The following is a 20,963-nucleotide window of genomic DNA, read 5'->3' on the forward strand; positions in this document are numbered from 1 at the left end:
AGGCGTCAGTGGGGGAGGGTGTCGTGGTCGTCGGCATAGGCCGGCGCGGATTCGATGCGCGGGTCTTCCACCGGCAGGCCGACGGTGAAGTGGTAGAGCGTCTGCCAGGCGCTGCCGTCGAGGCCGAGCAGCGCGTGCACCGGATCGTCGAAGAAGCAGCCGATGCCGGTGCCGCGCAGGCCCTGGGCCTCGGCCTCCAGGTAGAGCGCCTGGCCGATCAGGCCGGCCTCGCGGTACAGGCTGCGGTAGGCGGCCGGGCCGGCGGCCAGCGCGGCGTCGAACTCGGCGAGCATGCCGAGGGCGAAGCAGGCGGTGGAGGCGATGTCCTGGTGGCAGTGCAGGCTGCGGGTGGCGCGCTGCAGTTCGAGCGGCTCCAGGCTGGCCAGCTGCAGCAGGGGCTCGAGGCCGGGCAGCGGGGCGAGGGCGAAGCGCCCGGCCAGCAGCGGGCGCAGGGCGTCGCGCTGCGCTTCGCTGCGCGGCAGCAGGTAGAGCCCCGGTGTCAGCCCTTCGACGCGGGCGACGAACAGCACCAGCGCCATCCGCGGGGCCTCGGCGAACACATCCCAGGGCAGCCCGGCGGGCTGCAGGCGGGCGAGGATCGCGGCGAACTGCGCCTGGCTCATCACATGGTGGCGGTCGAAGCGCTGGGCGCTGCGCCGTTCGCCGAGCAGCGCCTGCACCGGCTTGGCGGCCTCGCCGGGCGCGCGCGGAGCGGCTGCCGGCAAGGCGGCGGCGGGCTGCGCCGGGCCATCGGCGCGACGGGTGGCGGCGGCCACCTGGGCGATCGCCGGCCAGCTGTACATGGGATGGCGGTCGATGGTCGAGGCCACACCGTGCCAGGTGGAGTGCTCGGCCAGCGCCTGCAGCGCGGTGCTTTCCAGCGGCGCCGGCGCGGCGGCACAGAAGCTCGTGGCGAGGAGGATCTCCGCCTCTTCCAGTTCGGTTTCGGCGCGCTTGCGGGCGGGGAATTCGGCGAGCCGGTCGATGCCGGCCAGCCGCGCGAGAGTGTCGCTGCCGACGTGGGCCTGTTCCGCGAGCCGCCAGCCGAGCACCGCGGCGGCATAGCGCAGGGCGCCGGCGGCGTGGCCGGTGTCCAACTGGCAGTAGCGGAAGGCCCGCTCGCCGTACTTCCAGGCCTCGCGCCACATCACCGAGCTGAGCAGGATCGCCAGGCTCGGCGCCCTGCTGGCGGTCGGATGCGCGGCGCGCAGTTCCAGGGCGTGGGTTTCGGGACGGTAGTGGTACAGGCCGTCCTGCAGCGCGTCGATGCCGGCGATCAGCAGGTAGGCCTCGGTCGGGTGCAGGTTGCCGCTGGAGGGGTTGGCGCGCACCGCCCAGCGGTCCGGGCCGTAGCGCTTCCAGGCGGTGAGGCCGAGCGACAGCTGCAGCAGGGCGCCGAGGCTGGCCAGATCCGGCGGCAGCGGCGCCTGGCGCGGATCGTCCAGCGCCGCGAAGGGCCGCGTGAGCGCGGCGTGCAGGGCGCTGCCGGGCGGCACGGCCGAGAGCCTGGGCAGGGCGATCTGCGCGGCGCCGTCGAAGTGGCGGAAGGGGGCCGGCTGGGCGTCCCAGTCGAGGGTTCCGGGACCGGGGGCATAGCCCTCGAAGCGGTGCTTGGTGCGCTGGTGGTAGTCCAGCACGGTTGCCAGGGCGACGGGCGGAGTCTGGGGCGGCATGGTTCTGATGGAATTCTTGTAGGCCGGGGGGAGCTTACTTGCAAGAGCAGTACCAGGCTGCGGATTGCCCGTCTGGCAAGGGTTGCTGCGCTCCGGCGCTGCGGCGGGGGTGCGACATTGTCGGCTTTGTGACAGGGCGCAGGGGCGAAATCGGTGCATGGCGCCGGCGCCGTGTAAGGTTCGGCTGACAAATCCCCGGCCTGTGTAAAAGTCCGGGTAAAGCCTGGCTGACAACGGTTTTTCGGCCCGCGGTGCACTTAGGATGCCGTCACGTCCGGTGCCGCTGACGGCTGCCGGATGCCGTCATCCACTGTTTCGAGGTCATCCCATGCAATCGACCCGTCTCCTCGCCGGCCTGGGCCTGGCGCTCTGCCTGGGCTGCGCCCTGGTGCCGGCAGCTTCTGCCCATGGGCACGAGCCGGACGACCGGCGCCACCGCGACAGTCATGCGCAGCAGCGCCCGCCGGCGGATTTCGGCCCGCTGCGCCAGTCGATCCACGCCCATCGCCACGACATCGGTCGCGGCCCGGCCGTGCCGGCGCACGTGAGGATCGTCAAGGGCAAGCCGCTGCCGGCCGGCTGGGGCAGTCGCCTGAGCGCCCGGCAACTGCAGCACCTGCCGCAGTACCGCGGCTACGAGTGGCGCCGCGCCGGCAGCAGTCTGCTGCTGATCGACAGCCGCAGCGGCGTCGTCCACGAAGCCCTGCTCGGGGTGCTGGACTGAGAGGCAGCCCGCCCTCCCGGGGGCCGGCGCTGGCGGATGCGGGGTCAGGGCGCCTCGACCCGGCCGACGCGCAGCGCCAGCGGCCAGCGGACCGTGCGGCGCGCCCCGGGATCGCCCCAGGCCGCGGCCAGCTCGGCGGCGAACCGCTCCACCGGGGCGCGGCCCCGGGCCTTTTCCAGTGCGCGCACGGCGGACCAGGTGTCGAGGTAGCCGAGCAACTCGGCCAGCGTCCACTGCACCTCGATCGCCAGCGCCGGCGCCTGGTACTCCGCGAAGGGGAAGGGCAGGCTCTGGTAGCCCTCCTCGACATGGCGGCGTTCGGCCGGCCACCAGGGGCCGAGCACCCGGTAATAGAAGTGCTCGACGAGCGGGGCCGGCGGGCCTTCCACGTGCAGCACGCCGTAGCTGATCAGCGCCAGCACGGCGTTCGGCCGGGCGACCCGCCGCACTTCGGCGTAGAAGCGTTCGAGGTCGAGCCAGTGGGCGGCCTGGGCGACCGTGAGCAGATCGACGCTGGCCGGCGGCAGGCCGCTGTGCTCGGCGAGGGCGACGCGGTAGTCCACGCCCGGATGCGGCTCGGCCTTGGCGATCTGCGCCGCGCTGGCGTCGGTCGCCACCACGTGGGCGAAGCGCCCGGCCAGCGGCACCGAGAGCTGCCCGCTGCCGCAGCCACAGTCCAGGGCGCAGGCGCTGGCCGGCGCGAGGCCGGCCAGGTAGTCGATCAGTGCGGCGGGGTAGCGGGGACGGTGCGCGGCATAGTCGGCGGCGGCCGCGGAGAAGTGATCCTTGAACGGGCGGGGTTCGGTCATGGCGAAGCGCTCGGCAGCGGGAACGCCATGACCTTAACAGAGAGCGGGCCCCGTCCCTTCGGGTTGCGCGGCAAATGCCGCCATGCGGCGTTGCGGGGCTTGGCAAGGGAATGACCATTGCCGGCGCCCCGCGCCTTGCCTGGCGGCATTTGCCGCGGCAACGCGGCTCACGCCAAAACGTCAACAGGCCCTAGAGCGGCTCGCTCCACAGGCACAGGCCGAGGCTGGCGCTCTGGTCGGGGGCGAGCTCCACGGCATCCTCCAGCACGTTGGCCGTCTCGATGCAGAGCATGCGCTGCCAGGCGTCGTCGGCGAACTGCGAGAGGCGTGCGGCCTTGTCGATCCAGGGGTTCCAGACGATGGCCGAATGCGAGCCGCTGGCTTCGAGGCAGATCCGCCGCTTCCAGCCGGGATCGACCAGGTCGAGGCGCGGCGGAGTGTCCAGGTAGATGCGGTCGGTTTCGCCGGCGAACTGCAGGATGCCTTGCTGCTGGCGCTCGTCCCAGTCCTCCAGGGTTTCGATGTAGCGCAGGCCGTCGAGGCCCTCGACGCTCGCCTCGCGGATGTCGCTGACCGCCAGGTAGGTGTGCAGCGCCTGGCTCAGGGCGACCCGGTAGCTGCCGCGGTTGTGGGTGGTCAGGCGGAGGTCGAGGCGTTCGTCGAGGCGGATGGCGAGGGTCAGGTCGAGCGCGTGCGACCAGTCGGGCAGCTCGCCGGCCGCCGATTGCGGCAGGCTGAAGGTCAGGCTCACCGCGCCGTTGTCCCTGGCGATGTCCTGCAGCTGCCAGTCGCGGCCGCGCACCTCGCCGTGGGCCGGCGCCGGGGCGTGCCCCCCGCGCATGGCGCGCACGCCGGCCGGGTTGCGCGCCAGGTCGCCGAACCAGGGCCAGCAGATCGGCACGCCGCCGCGCACCGACTGACCCCGGCGAAACTCTGCCTGTTCGCTGAGCCAGATCAGCGGCTGTTCGCCATTGCGCTGGTAGCTGAGCACCTGGGCGCCCTGTTCGGCGACCAGCAGTTCGGCGTCGGCGGTCGTGATCCGCCAGCAGGGCAGATCGCCCATCTCGACCCGTTCGACCTGGGGGGCGGTGGTGTGTTGGTTCATGACGAGATCCTCGCAAGGCAAATAATTTGCTATTAGAGCCTGCGCAACGGATAAAGCTCCATCGCGCGGAAGGGGGGGCGCTCCGGCGAGGAGGACGGGGGCCCTAGCGGCGCGGCACCGCGCGGGTGCGGCCGCCGCCGTCGATGGCGACGAAGACGAACACCGCCTCGGTCACCTTGCGCCAGTCGCTGGACAGGGGGTCGTCGCTCCACACCTCGACCAGCATCTGGATCGAGCTGCGGCCCTGCTGCAGGAGCTTGGTATAGAAGGAAAGCTGGGCGCCGACCGCCACCGGCACCATGAAGGCCATGCGGTCGATCGCCACCGTGGCCACCCGGCCGCCGGCCAGCCGGCTGGCCGTGGCGGTGCCGGCCAGGTCCATCTGGGCGACCAGCCAGCCGCCGTAGATGTCGCCGAAGCCGTTGGCGTCGCGGGGCAGCGCGGTGATTTGCAGGGCCAGATCGCCCTGGGGCACCGGGTCGTCCTGTTCGAGTTCGTTCATGGGAGGTTCGTCGGGCGCTGAGCCGGCGGCAGGAAGGAGGCCCCGATTATAGCGGCAAGGCTCTGCGCCAGGCGAGAGCGGCCGGTGCGGAAATGTCAAGCAGCAGCGCCGCGGCGCGTGCGGCGCTCTGTACCGGGGCCGGTGGGAAAAGTTCCCTGGGGTTGGCTAAGGTCATAAAGCTGTCATGTTTCGTTCATAGAGTGGTCACGCGGCCTTCCGATACTGGCCCGCGATCCGACCCATACCGTCCTGCTAGGGAGCAAGGCATGAAATTGAAGCGTTTGATGGCGGCCATGACGTTCGTCGCCGCTGGTGTAACGACCGCGAGCGCGGTTGCCGCCGTCGACCCGGGCCTGCCGGCCTACGAGAAGACCTCCGGCGTTTCCGGCAACCTGTCCAGCGTCGGCTCCGACTCGCTGGCCAACCTCATGACCCTGTGGGGCGAAGAGTTCAAGCGCCAGTATCCGAACGTCAACATCCAGATCCAGGCCGCCGGTTCCTCCACCGCGCCGCCGGCCCTGACCGAGGGCACCGCCAACTTCGGTCCGATGAGCCGCGCCATGAAGGACAACGAGCTGCAGGCCTTCGAAGAGAAGCACGGCTACAAGCCGACCGCCGTGCCGGTGGCCATCGACGCCCTGGCGGTGTTCGTGCACAAGGACAACCCGATCAAGTCCCTGGATATCGCCCAGGTCGACGCCATCTTCTCCGGCACCCGCCTGTGTGGCGGCGCCAAGGACATCAAGACCTGGGGCGACCTGGGCCTGACCGGCGAGTGGGCGGCCAAGCCGATCCAGCTGTTCGGTCGCAACTCGGTGTCCGGCACCTACGGCTACTTCAAGGAAGAAGCCCTCTGCAAGGGTGACTTCAAGCCCAACGTCAACGAGCAGCCGGGCTCCGCCTCGGTGGTGCAGTCGGTGTCCAGCACCCTGAACGCCATCGGCTACTCCGGCATCGGCTACAAGACCTCCAGCGTGCGCGCCGTGCCGCTGTCGAAGAAGGGCGGCGAGCCCTTCGAGGCCAGCGAAGCCAACGCCCTGGCCGGCAAGTTCCCGCTGGCGCGCTTCTTCTACGTCTACGTGAACAAGGCGCCGAACAAGCCGCTGAGCCCGCTGGAGGCGCAGTTCGTCAAGATGGTCCTGTCCAGGCAGGGGCAGGAGGTGGTGGTCAAGGACGGCTACATTCCGCTGCCCAAGCGGGTCGTGGACAAGACCCTGAAGGATCTCGGCCTCTAATCCGGGGTTTCCCGCCCGGTACGGACGCCGGGGCTTGAGAGCGGGAGCGCTGTGCCCGTCACTCGTTGCGAGTGACGGGCCTTGGCACGTCATCGCTCTGTAATCTTTCTGTCATAGATGGCGATTAGAGTGCCGCCGGCCGACGGTCGTTGAAGTGACGGCGAACGAAGGCCAGGCCGCCAAGCCGGTGCAGCCGCTCCCGACGGCCAGCTGAACGCCCATGCAACCGAGCCCTAACGATGACCGACATGGCCAAAGACCTCTCCACCGCCGCTCCCCAGACGGCGCGCCTGGATTTCAATACGCCCGCCCTGCAACGCAAGCGCCGGCGCCGCGCCCTGCAGGACCGCCTGGCGCGCTGGTACGTCTCCGTGGGCGGACTGGCGGTGCTGGGCGCCATCACCCTGATCTTCTTCTATCTGGCCCAGGTGGTCCTGCCGATGTTCCAGGGCGCCGAGCTGAGCGCGCGCGGCGAGCCGCAGCGGCCGGCCTGGCTGGCCGAGCAGGGCAGGGCGCTACTGATGGCGGTCGAGGAGCAGAACCAGGTCGCCATGCGCCTGGATGCCCGTGGCCAGGTGTCCTTCTTCGAGGCGGACGGCGGGAAACTGCTCAGCCAGGTCGCGCTGCCGGTTCCCGAGGGCAGCGAGATCGTCTCCCTGGGGCAGGACCAGCCCGGCAGCAACCGCCTGGTGCTGGGCCTTTCCAACGGCCAGGCGCTGGTGTTCGGCCATGCCTACCGGGTGACCTACCCGGATAACCGCAAGACCGTCAGTCCGCGCGTCGAATACCCGTTCGGCGAGGCGCCGATCCAGCTCGATCCGCAGGGCCGCCCGCTGCACCAGGTAGCGATGAACGTCGGCAGCGACGGGCTGCTGCTGGCCGGCTCGACCGGCAACCAGGTGCTGGCCCTGGAACTGAGCCGCGAGGAAAACCTGCTGACCGGCGAAGTCACCCTGGGCGAGCGGCGCCTCGAGCTGCCGCAGCTCGCCGAGCCGGTCAAGGCGCTGTTGATCGACCCGCGCCAGCTCTGGCTGTACGTGATCAACGGACGTTCCAGCGCCGACGTGTTCGACCTGCGCCAGCAGAAACTGAACGGCCGCTACAAGCTGCTCGCCGATCCCCAGGCCGAGGTGACCGAGGTGACCGCCCTGCTCGGCGGCATCTCGCTGATGGTCGGCGACTCCACGGGCGGCATCCAGCAGTGGTTCATGGCGCGCGGCGAAAACGGCTCCGAGCTGAAGAACATCCGCGGCTTCCAGCTGGCCGACAGCCCCATCGTGCAGATCCTCCCCGAAGAGCGCCGCAAGGGCTTCCTCGCCCTGGATGCCGCCGGCAACCTGGGCGTGTTCCACAGCACCGCGCACCGCACCCTGCTGGTCGAGCCGGTCGCCAGGGCCGCTGCGCAGGCTGCCCTGTCGCCGCGTGCCGACCAACTGCTGGTCGAGTCCGCCGGCCGGCTGCAGGGCTTCGAGCTGGACAACCCGCACCCGGAAATCTCCTGGAGCGCCCTGTGGGGCAAGGTCTGGTACGAGAGCTATGACGAGCCCAAGTACGTCTGGCAGTCGACCTCCGCCAACTCCGACTTCGAGCCCAAGCTGAGTCTCTCGCCGCTCGCCTTCGGCACCCTCAAGGCGGCCTTCTACGCCATGCTGCTGGCCGCGCCGCTGGCCATCTGCGCGGCCATCTACACCGCCTACTTCATGGCCCCGGCGATGCGCACCAAGGTCAAGCCGGTGATCGAGCTGATGGAGGCGCTGCCCACGGTGATCCTCGGCTTCTTCGCCGGCCTGTTCCTCGCCCCCTACGTGGAGGCCCACCTGCCGGGCATCTTCAGCCTGCTGCTGCTGACCCCGCTGGGCATTCTCGCCGCCGCCTACGGCTGGAGCCGCCTGCCGGAAAGCATCCGCCTGCGCGTGCCGGACGGCTGGGAAGCGGCCCTGCTGATCCCGGTGATCCTCGCCGTCGGTGCCCTGGCCCTGGGCATGAGCGGGCACCTGGAGAACTGGTTCTTCGGTGGCGACATGCGCCTCTGGCTGTCCAACGACCTGGGCATTCCGTTCGACCAGCGCAACGCCCTGGTGGTCGGCCTGGCGATGGGCTTCGCGGTGATCCCGAACATCTACTCGATCGCCGAGGACGCCGTGTTCAGCGTGCCGAAGAGCCTGACCCTGGGCTCCCTGGCGCTCGGCGCGACGCCCTGGCAGACCCTGACCCGGGTGGTCATCCTCACCGCCAGCCCGGGCATCTTCTCGGCGCTGATGATCGGCATGGGCCGCGCCGTCGGCGAGACCATGATCGTGCTGATGGCCACCGGCAACACGCCGATCATGGACATCAACATCTTCGAGGGCCTGCGCACCCTGGCGGCCAACGTGGCGGTGGAGATGCCCGAGTCGGAAGTCGGCAGCACCCACTACCGCGTGCTGTTCCTCGCCGCGCTGGTGCTCTTGAGCTTCACCTTCGTGATGAACACCGCGGCCGAGCTGATCCGCACCCGTCTGCGCAAGAAATATGCGTCGCTCTGAGTCCCGAGAAAGGTAGACGACTGTGAAACGGCAAAATCTGAAGACCTGGTTCAAGAGCGGCTCGCCCTGGATCTGGTTCACCGGCGGCGGCGTGTCCATCGCCGTGATCATGACCATCGGCCTGCTGGCGCTGATCGCGGTGCGCGGTCTCGGCCACTTCTGGCCGGCCGACGTGCTGGAAGCCGACTACCGGGTTCCCGGCCAGGAGGTCCGGGTGCTCGCCGGCGAGCTGGTGGAGGCCGAGGAGGTGCCGCGCGCACGGCTGGCCGCCAGCGGCCTGCCGGTGGATGTCGAGGGCGGCGAGTTCATGACCCGCGAGCTGCTCAAGGTCGGCAACCGCGAGCTGTTCGGCGCCGACTTCAGCTGGGTGGTCGGCGAATGGCTGGCCAATCCGCGCACACCGGAAGGCCTGGTGGCGCTCGAGCGCCGCGAGTGGGGCAACTTCTACGGCTACCTGCTCGGCGTCAAGGAAAGTGGCCGGCTGGTGGCCGAAGGCGAAGCCGCCTGGGCCGAGCTGCAGCAGCGCATCGAGCGGGTCGCCGAGCTGCACGCGCAGCTGGCTGCCCTGGAGAAGAAGGATATCGGCCGCATCAACCACGGCATCGAGCGGCTGCGCCTGAAGACCCGCGCGCTGGAGCTCGACGGCGCGCTGGACGCCGCCGCCCAGGCCGACCTGGCCGCCGAGCGCGCCCAGTGGGACGCCCAATACCGGGAGCTGGAAGGCCGGCTGGTCACCCTGCAGCAGGAGTTCAACCGCGACAGCATCCTGGTGCGCACGGCCGACGGCCGCGAGCAGGAGATCGACCTAGGCAAGGTGGTGCGCGCCTACCGGCCGAACGCCATGGGCCTCGGCGAGAAGCTCGGCTTCTATTCCGCCAAGCTGTGGGAATTCGTCAGCGACGAGCCGCGCGAGGCCAACACCGAAGGCGGCATCTTCCCGGCGATCTTCGGCACCGTGATGATGACCCTGATCATGGCGGTGCTGGTCACCCCGTTCGGCGTGCTGGCGGCGATCTACCTGCGTGAGTACGCCAGGCAGGGTCTGCTGACCCGGGTGATCCGCATCGCGGTGAACAACCTGGCCGGCGTGCCGGCGATCGTCTACGGCGTGTTCGGCCTGGGCTTCTTCGTCTACGTGCTGGGCGGCTCGATCGACCGGCTGTTCTTCGCCGAGGCGCTGCCGGCGCCGACCTTCGGCACCCCGGGTCTGCTGTGGGCCTCGCTGACCCTTGCGATCCTCGCCGTGCCGGTGGTGATCGTCGCCACCGAGGAAGGCCTGGCGCGCATTCCGCGCGCCTTGCGCGAAGGCTCCCTGGCCCTCGGCGCGACCAAGGCGGAAACCCTCTGGAAAGTCGTGCTGCCGATGGCCAGCCCGGCGATGATGACCGGCATGATCCTCGCCGTGGCCCGCGCCGCCGGCGAAGTGGCGCCGCTGATGCTGGTCGGCGTGGTCAAGCTGGCGCCGAGCCTGCCGCTGGACGGCAACTACCCGTACCTGCACCTCGACCAGAAGATCATGCACCTGGGCTTCCACATCTACGACGTCGGCTTCCAGAGCCCCAACGTCGAGGCGGCCCGTCCGCTGGTCTACGCCACCGCACTGCTGCTGGTGCTGGTGATCGCCCTGCTCAACATGAGTGCGGTGTACATCCGCAACCGCCTGCGCGAGAAGTACAAGGCGCTGGAACACTAAACACCGGCTGGAGGCCGGCGGGCCAACCCCGCGAGGGGTGGCGGCCGCCGGCTTCGGGCTCCACGCTTGAACGGAGTGAGTCATGCGACACGAATCCCCCAGCCACGGCATCGACCTCGACGCCCTCGGCCGCAAGAAGCAGACCTTTGACCTCGCCAGCGAGCTGGTGGCCCTCGAGGTGCCCGGCCTCAGCCTGTTCTACGGCGAGAAGCAGGCGCTCCACGACGTCCGGATGAACATCCCGAAGCACCGCGTGACCGCCTTCATCGGCCCGAGCGGCTGCGGCAAGTCGACCCTGCTGCGCTGCTTCAACCGGATGAACGATCTGGTCGACGGCTGCCGGATCGACGGCGCGATCAACCTCGACGGGCAGAACATCTACCGCAAGGGCGTGGACGTCGCCGAGCTGCGCCGGCGGGTCGGCATGGTGTTCCAGAAGCCCAACCCCTTCCCCAAGAGCATCTACGAGAACGTGGTCTACGGCCTGCGCATCCAGGGCATCAACAAGAAGCGCGTGCTCGACGAGGCGGTGGAGTGGGCGCTGAAGGGCGCCGCGCTGTGGGACGAGGTCAAGGACCGCCTGCACGAGTCGGCCCTCGGCCTCTCCGGCGGCCAGCAGCAACGCCTGGTCATTGCCCGCACCATCGCCGTGGAGCCCGAGGTGCTGCTGCTCGACGAACCCTGCTCGGCGCTCGACCCGATCTCCACCCTCAAGGTCGAGGAACTGATCTTCGAGCTGAAGTCCAAGTACACCATCGTCATCGTCACCCACAACATGCAGCAGGCCGCGCGGGTGTCCGACTACACCGCGTTCATGTACATGGGCAAGCTGATCGAGTACGGCGACACCGATACTCTGTTCACCAATCCGGCGCAAAAGCAGACCGAGGACTACATCACCGGCCGTTATGGCTAGTGGCCGGCTGACAGAAAACCGGGATTAAGCAGCTTGAAGCCTTCAGCTTTTGTGCGGAGCGAACCATGATCGACAAAGACAACCTTTCCCTGCATATCTCCCAGCAGTTCAACGCCGAGCTGGAGGACGTGCGCAGCCACCTGCTGGCCATGGGCGGCCTGGTCGAGAAGCAGGTCAACGATGCGGTCACCGCCCTGATCGAGGCCGACTCGGGACTCGCCATGCAGGTGCGCGAGATCGACGCCCAGACCAACCAGATGGAGCGCAGCATCGACGAGGAATGCATCCGCATCCTCGCCCGCCGCCAGCCGGCGGCTTCCGACCTGCGCCTGATCATCAGCATCTCCAAGTCGGTGATCGACCTCGAGCGGATCGGCGACGAGGCCACCAAGATCGCCAAGCGCGCCATCCTGCTCTGCGAGGAGGGCGAGTCGCCGCGCGGCTACGTGGAGATCCGCCACATCGGCGAGCAGGTGCGCAAGATGGTCCAGGAGGCGCTCGACGCCTTCGCCCGCTTCGACGCCGACCTGGCGCTGTCGGTGGCGCAGTACGACAAGACCGTCGACCGCGAGTACAAGACCGCCCTGCGCGAACTGGTCACCTACATGATGGAGGATCCGCGCTCGATCTCCCGCGTGATCAACGTCATCTGGGTGCTGCGCTCGCTGGAGCGGATCGGCGATCATGCGCGCAACATCGCCGAACTGGTGATCTACCTGGTGCGTGGCACCGATGTGCGCCATACTGGGCTGACACGCCAGAAGCCGGCAGGAGAGGCGGCAGCGGACGAAACGCCTGTCCAGGACTGAGGCCGGGAGAGGCCCTGCCGCTCGTCGGCCGGGGCGTCATCTTCGTCACAGGCTTGACCGGCCCGTCTCGCGATAAACGGGCGGCGCTGATAGTCTTCGCGCTCCGTCCATTCTTGTTGAGTCATGCATCGATGCTGGGACGTCCGTTACTGTTCGCCGCTCTTCTTGCTCTGGCCGCACCGGCGACGGCCGTGACCATCTACAAGCACGTCGACACCAACGGCATGGTCAGCTACGGCGACCAGGCCCGTCCCGGGGCGCGGGTCGTCCACGTCATCCAGCCCGGGCGCGGCTTGCGCGACCTGCGCAGTTTCAGCAGCCCGTCCACTCCGGCGCGGCTGCCGGGACGGATGCCGCGCAGCGACGCGCCGGATGAGCGGGTGCGCCTGGATACCCTCAAGCATGCCGGCGGCCACACCCTGCAGGTGCAGAACGACATGTTCGCCCCGGTGGAGGTCGAGCTGAACCTGGACGGAATCGGCAACGTCAGCGGCGCGCCGGACCGGCCGATCCGCTGGATCGTCCCGCCGCGCAGCCAGATCCGCCTGGCCACCCTGGCACCGCGCGATCCGGGCAAGCCGATGCGCTATACCCCCAAGCTGCGCCACGCCCTCGGCGATCCGCGCCTGCGGCCGCTGCCGCACCGCTATCCGCTGCCCTGGCGCGGCGGCCCGTTCCGCCTGACCCAGGGCGCCAACGGCCAGTACAGCCATTTCACCCCCAAGGGCCGGCATGCCGTGGATATCGCCATGCCGGTGGGCACGCCGATCGTCGCCGCCCGCGGCGGGGTGGTGCTGCATACCGAGAACGACCAGCGCGGGCGCAGCCCCAACCCGGGCGGCAACCAGGTGCGCATCCTCCACGAGGACGGCACCATGGGCGTCTACCTGCACCTGCAGGAGGGTTCGGTGCGGGTGAGCGAGGGGCAGCGTGTCCAGGCCGGCATGCCGATCGCCCGCTCCGGCAACACCGGGCGCAGCACCGGTCCGCACCTGCACTTCGTGGTGCAGCGCAACGTCGGTCTGGCGGTGGAGTCGATTCCCTTCCAGTTCAACCAGCCGGTCAACGCCCTGCCGAACTTCGCCGTCGGCGGCGACTGATCCCCTCGGGCGCATGGCCGGAGCCGCTCCGGCCGCGCCACGCCTCTCAGCCCAGCCTCAGCACCTTGGCCAGGACGACCTTCGGGCCCTTCATCTTCTTGACGATGATCCGCAGGCCATGGGCTTCCAGCGCCTCGTCCTCTTCCGGCAGCCGCTTGAGGGTCTCGTGGATCAGCCCGGACAGGGTGTCGGCCTCGACGCCCGCCGGCAGGCTGATCTGCAGCAGGCGCTCGACCTTGAACAGCGGGGTGTCGCCGCGCACCAGCAGCTTGCCCGGCTGGTAGGCGACGATGCCGCGCTCGGCCTTGCGGTGCTCGTCCTGGATGTCGCCGACCAGCGCCTCCAGCACGTCCTCCATGGTCAGGTAGCCGACCACCTTGCCGTCGGCCTCCTCGACCAGGGCGAAGTGCGAGCCGCCGCAGCGGAAGCGCTCGAGCAGTTCGGTCAGCGGCATGTGCCGGTCGACCCGCTCGATCGGACGGATCAGCTCGTCGAGCTTCAGCGCCGAGGGCAGCATCTCCAGCAGGGACAGGTGCATCAGCAGGTCCTTGATGTGCAGCACGCCGACGAAGCGCCCGGCGCCCTCGTCGTACACCGGGTAGCGGCTGTACTTGTGGCGGCGGAAGGTGCTCATGACCTCGTCCAGCGGCGCACTGCGCTCCAGGTAGACCAGGTCCTCGCGGGAGTTGGCCCAGTCGACCACTTCCAGCTCGCCCATCTCCGCCGCCGAGGCGAGCACGCGCATGTCCTGGTCGCCGGGGTCGTGGGCCCGGCTGGAGTAGAGGATCAGCTTCAGCTCGTCGAAGCTGTACTGGTGCTCGTGGTGGCCGTTCGCGCCGCCCTGACCGGCGATGCGCAGCATGGTGTTGGCGCTGGCGTTGAGCAGCCAGATCGCCGGGTACATCAGCCAGTAGAACAGGTACAGCGGCACCGCGGTCCACAGCGACAGCCGTTCCGGCTGGCGGATCGCCCAGGACTTGGGGGCCAGCTCGCCGACCACGATGTGCAGGTAGGAGATGATGAAGAAGGCGGTGAAGAAGGACACCCCGTGGACCAGCGCCGGCGTGTCGATGCCGAGCTTGGCCATGAGCGGCTCGAGCAGGTGGGCGAAGGCCGGCTCGCCGACCCAGCCGAGGCCCAGCGAGGCGAGGGTGATGCCCAGCTGGCAGGCCGAGAGGTAGGCGTCCAGCTGGTTGTGCACGCGGCGCAGGATCTGTCCGCTCCAGCCGTGCTGGCCGGCGATCAGCTCCACGCGGGTGGCGCGCAGCTTGACCATGGCGAATTCGGCGGCGACGAAGAAACCGTTCAGCAGGACGAGGAACAGGGCGAAGAGGATGAGGCCGAGGTCGGCGAAATAGGCGAAGTCGGTACTAGGGGAGGGGTCCATGAAGTGTTCGCGAAATGACTGACAAGAGGGGCCATATTAGGGCGTCGGGACGTACTTTCAAGAGGCGTTGCCGAGCGCCTGGCGCGCCGCCAGCTGGCTCGGCGGGAAGTGGCAGGTGAACAGGCTGCCCTTGCCGGGCTCGCTGGCGATCTCCAGGCGGCCGTTGTGGTGGATCAGCGCATGCTTGACGATGGCCAGGCCCAGGCCGGTGCCGCCGGTGCTGGCCGAGCGGCTGGCGTCGACCCGGTAGAAGCGTTCGGTCAGCCGCGACAGGTGCCGGGACTCGATGCCGATGCCGGTGTCCTGCACGCTCAGGTGCGCGCCGTCCCGGTCGCCCCACCAGCGGATGCGGATCTCGCCGCCGGCCGGGGTGTATTTCACCGCGTTGAACACCAGGTTGGAAAAGGCGCTGCCCAGCTCCGCCTCGTTGCCCTTGAGCACCAGGTGCGGCTCGGCGTCGAGCAGGATGCGGTGGTCGTTCGTGCCGGAGAGGGCCTGGGCGTCCTTCACGATCGCCTGCAGCAGCGGCGCCACCGCCACCGGCTGGCTGGCCTGCAGGCTGTCGCTGGCCTCCAGGCGAGCGAGCAGCAGCAGGTCGTCGAGCAGGTGCTTCATGCGCTCGGCCTGCTGCTGCATCTGCTGCAGGGGGCGGCGCCAGCGCGGGTTGACCTCGTCGGCGTTGTCCAGCAGGGGCTCCAGGTAGCCGGCGATCACCGTCAGCGGGGTGCGCAGCTCGTGGGAGACGTTGGCGACGAAGTCCTTGCGCATCTGCTCCAGCTGGCGCACGTGGGTCACGTCGCGGACCAGCATCAGCTGCTCGCCGTTGCCGTAGCGGGTGATCTGCAGCTGCAGGTGGAGGCGGTCGTTGAGCGGCGAGGGCAGCTCGAGGGCATTCGTGAAGTCGCTCTGCGCCATGTAGGCCTTGAACTGCGGGTGGCGGACCAGGTTGGTGATCGGCTGGCCGCTGTCCTGCGGGGTCTTCAGGCCGAGCAGGGTCTCCGCGGCGCGGTTCCACCACTCCAGGTTGCCTTCGGCGTCGAGCATGATCACCGCGTCCTGGAGGGCGGCGGTGGACTCCTGCACGCGGTCGATCACCGCCTGCAGGCGGCCGCGCACGCGCTGGTCGCGGCGCTGGATGTTGTAGAGGCCGTCGAACACCTCGCCCCACAAACCATGGCCGTCCGGCGGCGGCTCGTCCGGCTGGTAGGCCTTCAGCCAGTGATGCAGGCGGATGAGCTGGTAGAGGTGCCAGGCGAGGTAGGCGGCCAGGCCACCGGCCAGCGACCAGCCGTAGTCGTCGAGAAACAGGCCGAGCAGCAGGCCGGCGGCGATGGGCGGCACGAGGCTGCGCAGCAGCGGGCCGAGCCAGTTGTATTTCACGGAGGGACGTCCTTGACCTGGGGGGCGGTTCGACGCCGGGTTCAGCTCTTGGTGGAGAAACGATAGCCGGTGCCGCGCACCGTCTGCACCAGGTTCTCGTAGGCCTCGCCGAGGGCCTTGCGCAGGCGGCGGATGTGCACGTCGACGGTGCGCTCCTCGACATAGACGTTGCCGCCCCAGACCTGATCGAGCAGTTGGCCGCGGGTGTAGGCACGCTCCTGGTGGGTCATGAAGAACTGCAGCAGGCGGTATTCGGTGGGCCCCATGTCGGCCGGCTTGCCGTCGATGGTCACCCGGTGGCTGACCGGATCGAGGCGCAGGCCGCCGACCTCGATCGGCGTTTCGCTGTCGCTGGGGGCGGTGCGGCGCAGCACGGCCTTCAGGCGGGCGACCAGCTCGCGCGGCGAGAAGGGCTTGGTGATGTAGTCGTCGGCGCCGACCTCCAGGCCCTGGATCTTGTTGTCCTCCTCGCCCTTGGCGGTGAGCATGATCAGCGGGATGCCGGCGGTCAGCTCGTCGCGCTTCAGGCGGCGGGCCAGCTCGATGCCGGAGGTGCCGGGCAGCATCCAGTCGAGCAGGATCAGGTCGGGCTTGCGGTCGACGATGATGGCGTGGGCCTGCTGGGTGTTTTCCGCGTCGAAGCACTCGTAGCCGGCCATTTCCAGGGCAACGGCGATCATCTCGCGGATCGGGGCCTCGTCGTCGACGATAAGGATTGTCTTGCCAGCCATGGGCAGCTGTCCCGTTGTGGTTCCTGTCAGTGCAGCGCATTAGATAACGGAATTATTGCAGCCGTGTGACAGGTAGTGGCGTCCGCGGGAGGGCCGGCGCTGCGCGAAGTGCCGGCTAGAGCCTGTAGTCGAGCACCAGGCCGGCCAGAATCGCCAGGCCGGCCCAGTGGTTGTGCAGGAAGGCCCGGAAGCAGGCCTGCGGCTCGCGCCGGCGGGTGGCGGCGAACTCCCAGGCGAAGCACAGGGCGGCGGCCAGCAGGCCGAGGTGGAAGCTCAGGCCGAATTCCAGGCGCGCTCCGACCAGCAGCAGAAGGCTGAGAGACAGGCCCTGCAGGGTGAGGATGATCGCCCGGTCGGCGGCGCCGAAGAGGATGGCGGTGGACTTCACGCCGATCCTCAGGTCGTCCTCGCGGTCGGTCATCGCGTAGTAGGTGTCGTAGCCCACGGTCCACGCCAGGTTGGCGAGGTAGAGCAGCCAGGCCTCGAGCGGCAGGCGGCCGGTCGCGGCGCTGAAGGCCATGAGGATGCCCCAGGAGTAGGCCGCGCCGAGCACCAGCTGCGGCAGGTGGGTGTAGCGCTTCATGAAGGGGTAGAGCGAGGCCACCGCCAGGGCGCCGAAGGACAGGGCGACGGTCGTCGGGTCGGTCAGCAGCACCAGGCCGAAGCTCAGCGCCACCAGCACGGCGAACAGCGTCCAGGCCTCGCGCGTCCTGATCCGGCCGGTCGCCAGCGGGCGCTGGCGGGTGCGGCTGACGTGGCCGTCGAAGTTGCGGTCGGCGAAGTCGTTGATCACGCAGCCGGCCGAGCGCATGAGGATCACGCCGCCGGTGAAGATCAGCAGGTGCTTCAGGCTGGGCTGACCGTCGGCGGCGATCCATACCGCCCCGAGGGTCGGCCAGAGCAGCAGGTAGATGCCGATCGGCCGGTCCAGGCGCATCAGCTGGATGAAGTCCCAGGCGCGGGGGTGCAGGCGGTTCATCGATTGCAGCAGGGCGGTGTACATGGTCGGCTCTCCCGGACGGCTCCGGTGGATTATAAGGCGTCCGGGTCGATGCCCTGGTATTGCCAGAGCTCCGGCAGGAAGACCTCCGCCACCAGCACTGCCAGGTTCTCGCGGTGGAAACAGGAACGGCGCCCCCAGAGTCCCGGGCGGCGTATACCGGTCGGCAGCCAGGCCGCCGGATAGCGCGTGGCCTGGAGCGGGCCGCGCTCGAAGGCCGGATCGCTGAACAGCAGCTCGCCGAGCGGGCGGTGGCCCAGCTCGGCGAGCACCGGCGCGAAGCCCTCCAGGGCCGCGCGCGCCGCCACGCTGCGGGCGAACACCCAGGGCCGCTCCTCGCCGAGCAGGTAGACCTCGCGCACCCAGCCTTCGCTGCCCGGCGCCACGCCGAGGGCGGCGCACTCGTCGTCGCGCAGGCTCTGCCAGCCTTCCGCCAGCGGGGTCACGGCGAAGCGGCCGGCGGAGAGGGCGGTCAGTCGGCGGGTCAGCGAGCCGGTATCGAACAGCCAGTCGGCCAGGCCGGCCGGGAGGGCAGGGGTCAGCTGGTCGGCGCCGAGCCAGTGGAAAGCGGGGCAGCGGTCACAGGGGGCATTCCGGCAGAGTGGGCGGGGAAGCGAGTCTAGGGCCTGTTGCCGTTTTGGCATAGGCCGCGACGGAGGCCCGTCTGGCGCAGAACAAGGAACGAGGAAAGAAGTTTGGTCATTCCAAATGAACGACGAGCGACGCCGTGCTGCGCCAGACGGACCCTGTCCCTTCGGGTTGCGCGGCAAATGCCGCCATGCGGCGTTGCGGGGCTTGGCAAGGAAATGACCCGCGCCTTGCCTGGCGGCATTTGGCGCGGCAACGCGGCTCACGCCAAAACGTCAACAGGCCCTGGGACCTGGCATCGATTGTTGCCACGCTTGCGTATGCGCCGGCCTGCGCCGGTCTTGGCGCTGCCGGCGACTTGCAGTAGCGTGGGGCGGTTCGCGACAGTGGGAGGTGAGCCATGCGCAAGTGGCAATGCATCGTCTGCGGCTTCATCTACGACGAGGCCTGCGGTCTTCCGGAGGAGGGCATCGCGCCGGGCACGGCCTGGGAAGAGGTACCGCCCGACTGGCTGTGCCCCGAATGCGGTGCCGGCAAGCAGGACTTCGAGATGATCGAGATCGTTTGACACTGTTCATCTGCTTTTTCCCGAAATTTTCCTGGATTCGAGCCGTTGGGCGCGGGCGGCGTCCCCTCCGGGCGCCGCGGCCGCCCGTGGCGCTCCGTCGCCCTGCGCCGCTCAAGGGCGCGGGTTGACTGGCGAAGACCCGTGGGGCATGCCATCCTCCCTGTGTCGGCTGCAGCAGGGAGCCGTTGCAGCATCGGGAAGAACGTAAGGACACAACAACAAGAATCGTCATAGAGGTAATCATGCGTAAACCGGAACTCGCTGCCGCCATCGCCGAAAAGACCGATCTCACCCGGGATCAGGCCAATCGGATACTCAATGCAATGCTCGAGGAAATCACCAGCGCGCTGAATCGCAAGGACAGCGTCACCCTGGTCGGTTTCGGCACCTTCATGCAGCGCCATCGCGGCGCCCGGACCGGCAAGAATCCGCAGACCGGCCAGCCGGTCAAGATCAGGGCCAGCAACACGGTCGCCTTCAAGCCGGGCAAATCGCTCCGCGACGCGGTCAACTGACCGGGTGAAGGCCGTGTCGCCCGAACGGGAGGGGTTCGGGCGATTGCCTCTTTCCACAGGCGGCAGGGCGTCCCCGTCCAGCGTGTCGCCTGGCAACCCGGAGCCGCAGCCAGCGGCGCCCCTTTTTCCCGCTCTATTGGCCTGCCGGCACTGAAGGCGGCGCAATCAAGCGCTTGCAAGCCGTCTGCAGGGATGGCCGCCGCCGTGCAGGACTGCCTGTCCGACTTTGCCCGGCCCGCGCGGCCTCATTCCGGTTGTGCCAGCAGCGCACGCAAGGCCGTTTCCGCAGCCAGCACCCGGTCCAGCGCCTCCTCGGCCCTGGCCCGGGTCAGCCCCAGCTCGTCGAGCAGCCGCTGGGGAATCTCCTCCTGCGGCGTGCCGCCGATGCCGCGGTTGCGCAGCAGGTTGACCGCCAGGTAGACCAGGTTGGCATACACCGCATGGCGGCCGTGGTAGTCGGGATCGTGCTGGCAGCTCAGCGCGACCGACAGCTCCTCGGGCATCCGCCAGTGCTCCATCAGCCAGGCGCCGATCTGCTCGCGGGTGATGCCGAGCAGATGGTGCTCGATCAGGATGTGTGGCACGTGCGGGTTGATTCGCAGGTGCTGGCTGAGCAGCCTGTAGTAGGAAGGGAAGATGTGCGCGAGGGTCAGGTAGCCGAAGTTGTGCAGCAGTCCGACCAGGTAGGCCAGTCCCGGCTCGGGCCGCTTGCCGCGTGGTATCGCCCGGCACAGGCCGTCCATCAGGGTGGCGGTGTAGAGGGCCTCCTCCCAGTAGGGCGTCATGTCCTCCTGGGCCTCGGAGCGCTCGGCGGGCTTGATCTCGGACAGGCCGAGCGACAGGTTGAGCACCACGTCGGAGCCGAGCACCCGGACGATGGCGTCCTCCACCGAGAGCACCCGCTCCGGCGACGGATGGTGGGCGGTGCCGGCCAGTCCGGCCCAGCTGACCACCTGGGCGGCCAGGGCCGGATCGGTCTCGATCAGGTCGGTGACGTCGTCGTCGCTGCAGGCCCGCGGGTTGCCGTGCAGCTGGCGGATCTTGCGCACCGTGTTCTGCCGCGGCGGGATCTCCACCCGGCGCTCCAGGCGCTGGCGAATGCGCCGCGCGGTGAAGCCCTGCACGGCCTCCATCGGCTCCTCGGCATGCGCCTGCAGGTTGTGGCGCAGGCGGATCAGCGGCACGCCGAAACGGGCGCAGGCGGCATCGCCGAGCAGGCTGCGGTAGTGCTCGCTGTCGATCTCCAGGAGCACGTGGGGCTGACCGGAGTCGAGCAGCAGGCTCGGCCCCTGCAGCAGGCGCTCGTCGTACAGGCAGGGACTGTCGATCAGCGCCGGCAGGCCGGGCAGCGCGCTCAGCCGTTCGCGGTCGAACAGCCGTTGCAGGCGGGCCTCGGCTGGGACGAGCATGCGGCCGATGACCGTCTTCAGGCGGTGGAGGTCGAGCAACTGGTCACGGGGGAACAGCACCAGCAGGCTGCCGGTGTCGTCCTCGAGCAGCGCGGCCTGTACCCGGGGCAGGCCGGAGCCGGGGCGCTCGTGCACGATGCGTACGGGAAGCCCGAGCCTGTCCAGCAGATCGCGGATGATCGGCGGCAGCTGGGGCTGTAGCAGTTCGGCAGCGGTCGGCATGGTCTTGGGCATAAGGCGTCTGCCGGATGGGGCGAAATCAGAGCAGTATAACCAGTCGGTCGGGCGCCGCAC

The 20,963-nt window shown here is 69.2% G+C and carries 19 protein-coding genes; 9 read left to right on the forward strand and 10 right to left on the reverse strand.

Features of this window, described 5'->3' with window-relative positions:
- Positions 1 to 5: 5 nt before the first annotated feature.
- Positions 6 to 1,673 carry a SagB family peptide dehydrogenase gene (locus ACG10_RS01820; protein ID WP_039801253.1) on the reverse strand — a complete coding sequence of 556 codons (1,668 nt, stop codon included), beginning with the start codon at positions 1,671 to 1,673 and terminating at the stop codon, positions 6 to 8.
- A 328-nt stretch (positions 1,674 to 2,001) separates the two neighbouring features.
- Here ACG10_RS01820 and ACG10_RS01825 point away from each other — a divergent pair, with 328 nt between their 5' ends.
- Positions 2,002 to 2,397, forward strand: coding sequence for an RcnB family protein (locus ACG10_RS01825; protein WP_227028790.1), 396 nt, complete (start codon positions 2,002 to 2,004; stop codon positions 2,395 to 2,397).
- Between the two features lie 44 nt (positions 2,398 to 2,441).
- Here ACG10_RS01825 and ACG10_RS01830 read toward each other — a convergent pair whose 3' ends face one another.
- The 3 genes from ACG10_RS01830 to ACG10_RS01840 all read right to left on the reverse strand — a co-directional run bounded on the left by ACG10_RS01830 (position 2,442) and on the right by ACG10_RS01840 (position 4,813).
- Positions 2,442 to 3,206: a class I SAM-dependent methyltransferase gene (locus ACG10_RS01830; protein WP_089166900.1), complete on the reverse strand. Its 765-nt coding sequence runs from the start codon at positions 3,204 to 3,206 to the stop codon at positions 2,442 to 2,444.
- Between the two features lie 190 nt (positions 3,207 to 3,396).
- The gene (locus ACG10_RS01835; protein ID WP_089166901.1) at positions 3,397 to 4,311 is read right to left on the reverse strand and encodes a D-hexose-6-phosphate mutarotase; all 915 of its coding nucleotides are present in this window, start codon (positions 4,309 to 4,311) and stop codon (positions 3,397 to 3,399) included.
- A gap of 103 nt (positions 4,312 to 4,414) precedes the next feature.
- Entirely contained in the window at positions 4,415 to 4,813 is a 399-nt protein-coding gene (locus ACG10_RS01840) for an acyl-CoA thioesterase (protein WP_089166902.1), read from the reverse strand.
- Positions 4,814 to 5,079: 266 nt separating this feature from the next.
- Here ACG10_RS01840 and ACG10_RS01845 point away from each other — a divergent pair, with 266 nt between their 5' ends.
- The 6 genes from ACG10_RS01845 to ACG10_RS01870 all read left to right on the forward strand — a co-directional run bounded on the left by ACG10_RS01845 (position 5,080) and on the right by ACG10_RS01870 (position 13,091).
- On the forward strand, positions 5,080 to 6,048 hold the full coding sequence (locus tag ACG10_RS01845) for a phosphate ABC transporter substrate-binding protein PstS family protein (protein ID WP_089166903.1): 969 nt from the start codon (positions 5,080 to 5,082) through the stop codon (positions 6,046 to 6,048).
- Between the two features lie 239 nt (positions 6,049 to 6,287).
- Positions 6,288 to 8,573: an ABC transporter permease subunit gene (locus ACG10_RS01850; protein WP_089166904.1), complete on the forward strand. Its 2,286-nt coding sequence runs from the start codon at positions 6,288 to 6,290 to the stop codon at positions 8,571 to 8,573.
- 22 nt (positions 8,574 to 8,595) lie between these two features.
- Positions 8,596 to 10,266, forward strand: coding sequence for a phosphate ABC transporter permease PstA (pstA, locus tag ACG10_RS01855; RefSeq protein ID WP_089166905.1), 1,671 nt, complete (start codon positions 8,596 to 8,598; stop codon positions 10,264 to 10,266).
- A gap of 82 nt (positions 10,267 to 10,348) precedes the next feature.
- Positions 10,349 to 11,182, forward strand: a complete 834-nt coding sequence (gene pstB / locus ACG10_RS01860; protein WP_089166906.1) for a phosphate ABC transporter ATP-binding protein PstB — start codon at positions 10,349 to 10,351, stop codon at positions 11,180 to 11,182.
- A gap of 65 nt (positions 11,183 to 11,247) precedes the next feature.
- Positions 11,248 to 11,991, forward strand: coding sequence for a phosphate signaling complex protein PhoU (gene phoU / locus ACG10_RS01865; RefSeq protein ID WP_089166907.1), 744 nt, complete (start codon positions 11,248 to 11,250; stop codon positions 11,989 to 11,991).
- 131 nt (positions 11,992 to 12,122) lie between these two features.
- Positions 12,123 to 13,091, forward strand: coding sequence for a peptidoglycan DD-metalloendopeptidase family protein (locus tag ACG10_RS01870; protein ID WP_089166908.1), 969 nt, complete (start codon positions 12,123 to 12,125; stop codon positions 13,089 to 13,091).
- 46 nt (positions 13,092 to 13,137) lie between these two features.
- Here the strand turns inward: ACG10_RS01870 and ACG10_RS01875 are convergent, their stop codons facing one another.
- The 5 genes from ACG10_RS01875 to ACG10_RS01895 form a co-directional block, all read right to left on the reverse strand.
- The gene (locus tag ACG10_RS01875; protein ID WP_089166909.1) at positions 13,138 to 14,478 is read right to left on the reverse strand and encodes a hemolysin family protein; all 1,341 of its coding nucleotides are present in this window, start codon (positions 14,476 to 14,478) and stop codon (positions 13,138 to 13,140) included.
- Positions 14,479 to 14,535: 57 nt separating this feature from the next.
- Positions 14,536 to 15,858: a phosphate regulon sensor histidine kinase PhoR gene (gene phoR, locus ACG10_RS01880; RefSeq protein WP_089166910.1), complete on the reverse strand. Its 1,323-nt coding sequence runs from the start codon at positions 15,856 to 15,858 to the stop codon at positions 14,536 to 14,538.
- A gap of 41 nt (positions 15,859 to 15,899) precedes the next feature.
- Positions 15,900 to 16,589 (reverse strand): phosphate regulon transcriptional regulator PhoB, encoded by a 690-nt coding sequence (gene phoB / locus ACG10_RS01885; protein WP_089166911.1) that lies wholly within the window; start codon positions 16,587 to 16,589, stop codon positions 15,900 to 15,902.
- Between the two features lie 115 nt (positions 16,590 to 16,704).
- The gene (gene ubiA, locus ACG10_RS01890) at positions 16,705 to 17,592 is read right to left on the reverse strand and encodes a 4-hydroxybenzoate octaprenyltransferase (RefSeq protein WP_089166912.1); all 888 of its coding nucleotides are present in this window, start codon (positions 17,590 to 17,592) and stop codon (positions 16,705 to 16,707) included.
- A gap of 29 nt (positions 17,593 to 17,621) precedes the next feature.
- The gene (locus tag ACG10_RS01895) at positions 17,622 to 18,233 is read right to left on the reverse strand and encodes a chorismate--pyruvate lyase family protein (RefSeq protein ID WP_089166913.1); all 612 of its coding nucleotides are present in this window, start codon (positions 18,231 to 18,233) and stop codon (positions 17,622 to 17,624) included.
- Between the two features lie 344 nt (positions 18,234 to 18,577).
- Here ACG10_RS01895 and ACG10_RS01900 point away from each other — a divergent pair, with 344 nt between their 5' ends.
- The gene (locus ACG10_RS01900) at positions 18,578 to 18,745 is read left to right on the forward strand and encodes a rubredoxin (protein ID WP_089166914.1); all 168 of its coding nucleotides are present in this window, start codon (positions 18,578 to 18,580) and stop codon (positions 18,743 to 18,745) included.
- 242 nt (positions 18,746 to 18,987) lie between these two features.
- Positions 18,988 to 19,260: an HU family DNA-binding protein gene (locus tag ACG10_RS01905; protein ID WP_089166915.1), complete on the forward strand. Its 273-nt coding sequence runs from the start codon at positions 18,988 to 18,990 to the stop codon at positions 19,258 to 19,260.
- A 245-nt stretch (positions 19,261 to 19,505) separates the two neighbouring features.
- On the opposite strand, the gene ACG10_RS01910 is transcribed toward ACG10_RS01905, so the two are convergent.
- On the reverse strand, positions 19,506 to 20,903 hold the full coding sequence (locus tag ACG10_RS01910; RefSeq protein ID WP_089166916.1) for an aminoacyl-tRNA deacylase and HDOD domain-containing protein: 1,398 nt from the start codon (positions 20,901 to 20,903) through the stop codon (positions 19,506 to 19,508).
- Positions 20,904 to 20,963: the final 60 nt, after the last annotated feature.

The organism is Azotobacter chroococcum (assembly GCF_002220155.1).
Lineage (GTDB): Bacteria > Pseudomonadota > Gammaproteobacteria > Pseudomonadales > Pseudomonadaceae > Azotobacter > Azotobacter chroococcum.

Coding starts and splice junctions, on each gene's coding strand:
- phoU (WP_089166907.1), top strand. CDS start 11,248: ATGATCGACAAAGACAACCTTTCCCTGCATATCTCCCAGCAGTTCAAC.
- ACG10_RS01895 (WP_089166913.1), bottom strand. CDS start 18,233: ATGCCAAAACGGCAACAGGCCCTAGACTCGCTTCCCCGCCCACTCTGC.
- ACG10_RS01825 (WP_227028790.1), top strand. CDS start 2,002: ATGCAATCGACCCGTCTCCTCGCCGGCCTGGGCCTGGCGCTCTGCCTG.
- ACG10_RS01910 (WP_089166916.1), bottom strand. CDS start 20,903: ATGCCCAAGACCATGCCGACCGCTGCCGAACTGCTACAGCCCCAGCTG.
- phoB (WP_089166911.1), bottom strand. CDS start 16,589: ATGGCTGGCAAGACAATCCTTATCGTCGACGACGAGGCCCCGATCCGC.
- pstB (WP_089166906.1), top strand. CDS start 10,349: ATGCGACACGAATCCCCCAGCCACGGCATCGACCTCGACGCCCTCGGC.
- ACG10_RS01900 (WP_089166914.1), top strand. CDS start 18,578: ATGCGCAAGTGGCAATGCATCGTCTGCGGCTTCATCTACGACGAGGCC.
- ubiA (WP_089166912.1), bottom strand. CDS start 17,592: ATGTACACCGCCCTGCTGCAATCGATGAACCGCCTGCACCCCCGCGCC.
- ACG10_RS01870 (WP_089166908.1), top strand. CDS start 12,123: ATGCTGGGACGTCCGTTACTGTTCGCCGCTCTTCTTGCTCTGGCCGCA.
- ACG10_RS01820 (WP_039801253.1), bottom strand. CDS start 1,673: ATGCCGCCCCAGACTCCGCCCGTCGCCCTGGCAACCGTGCTGGACTAC.
- ACG10_RS01830 (WP_089166900.1), bottom strand. CDS start 3,206: ATGACCGAACCCCGCCCGTTCAAGGATCACTTCTCCGCGGCCGCCGCC.
- ACG10_RS01850 (WP_089166904.1), top strand. CDS start 6,288: ATGACCGACATGGCCAAAGACCTCTCCACCGCCGCTCCCCAGACGGCG.
- ACG10_RS01875 (WP_089166909.1), bottom strand. CDS start 14,478: ATGGACCCCTCCCCTAGTACCGACTTCGCCTATTTCGCCGACCTCGGC.
- ACG10_RS01835 (WP_089166901.1), bottom strand. CDS start 4,311: ATGAACCAACACACCACCGCCCCCCAGGTCGAACGGGTCGAGATGGGC.
- ACG10_RS01905 (WP_089166915.1), top strand. CDS start 18,988: ATGCGTAAACCGGAACTCGCTGCCGCCATCGCCGAAAAGACCGATCTC.
- ACG10_RS01840 (WP_089166902.1), bottom strand. CDS start 4,813: ATGAACGAACTCGAACAGGACGACCCGGTGCCCCAGGGCGATCTGGCC.
- ACG10_RS01845 (WP_089166903.1), top strand. CDS start 5,080: ATGAAATTGAAGCGTTTGATGGCGGCCATGACGTTCGTCGCCGCTGGT.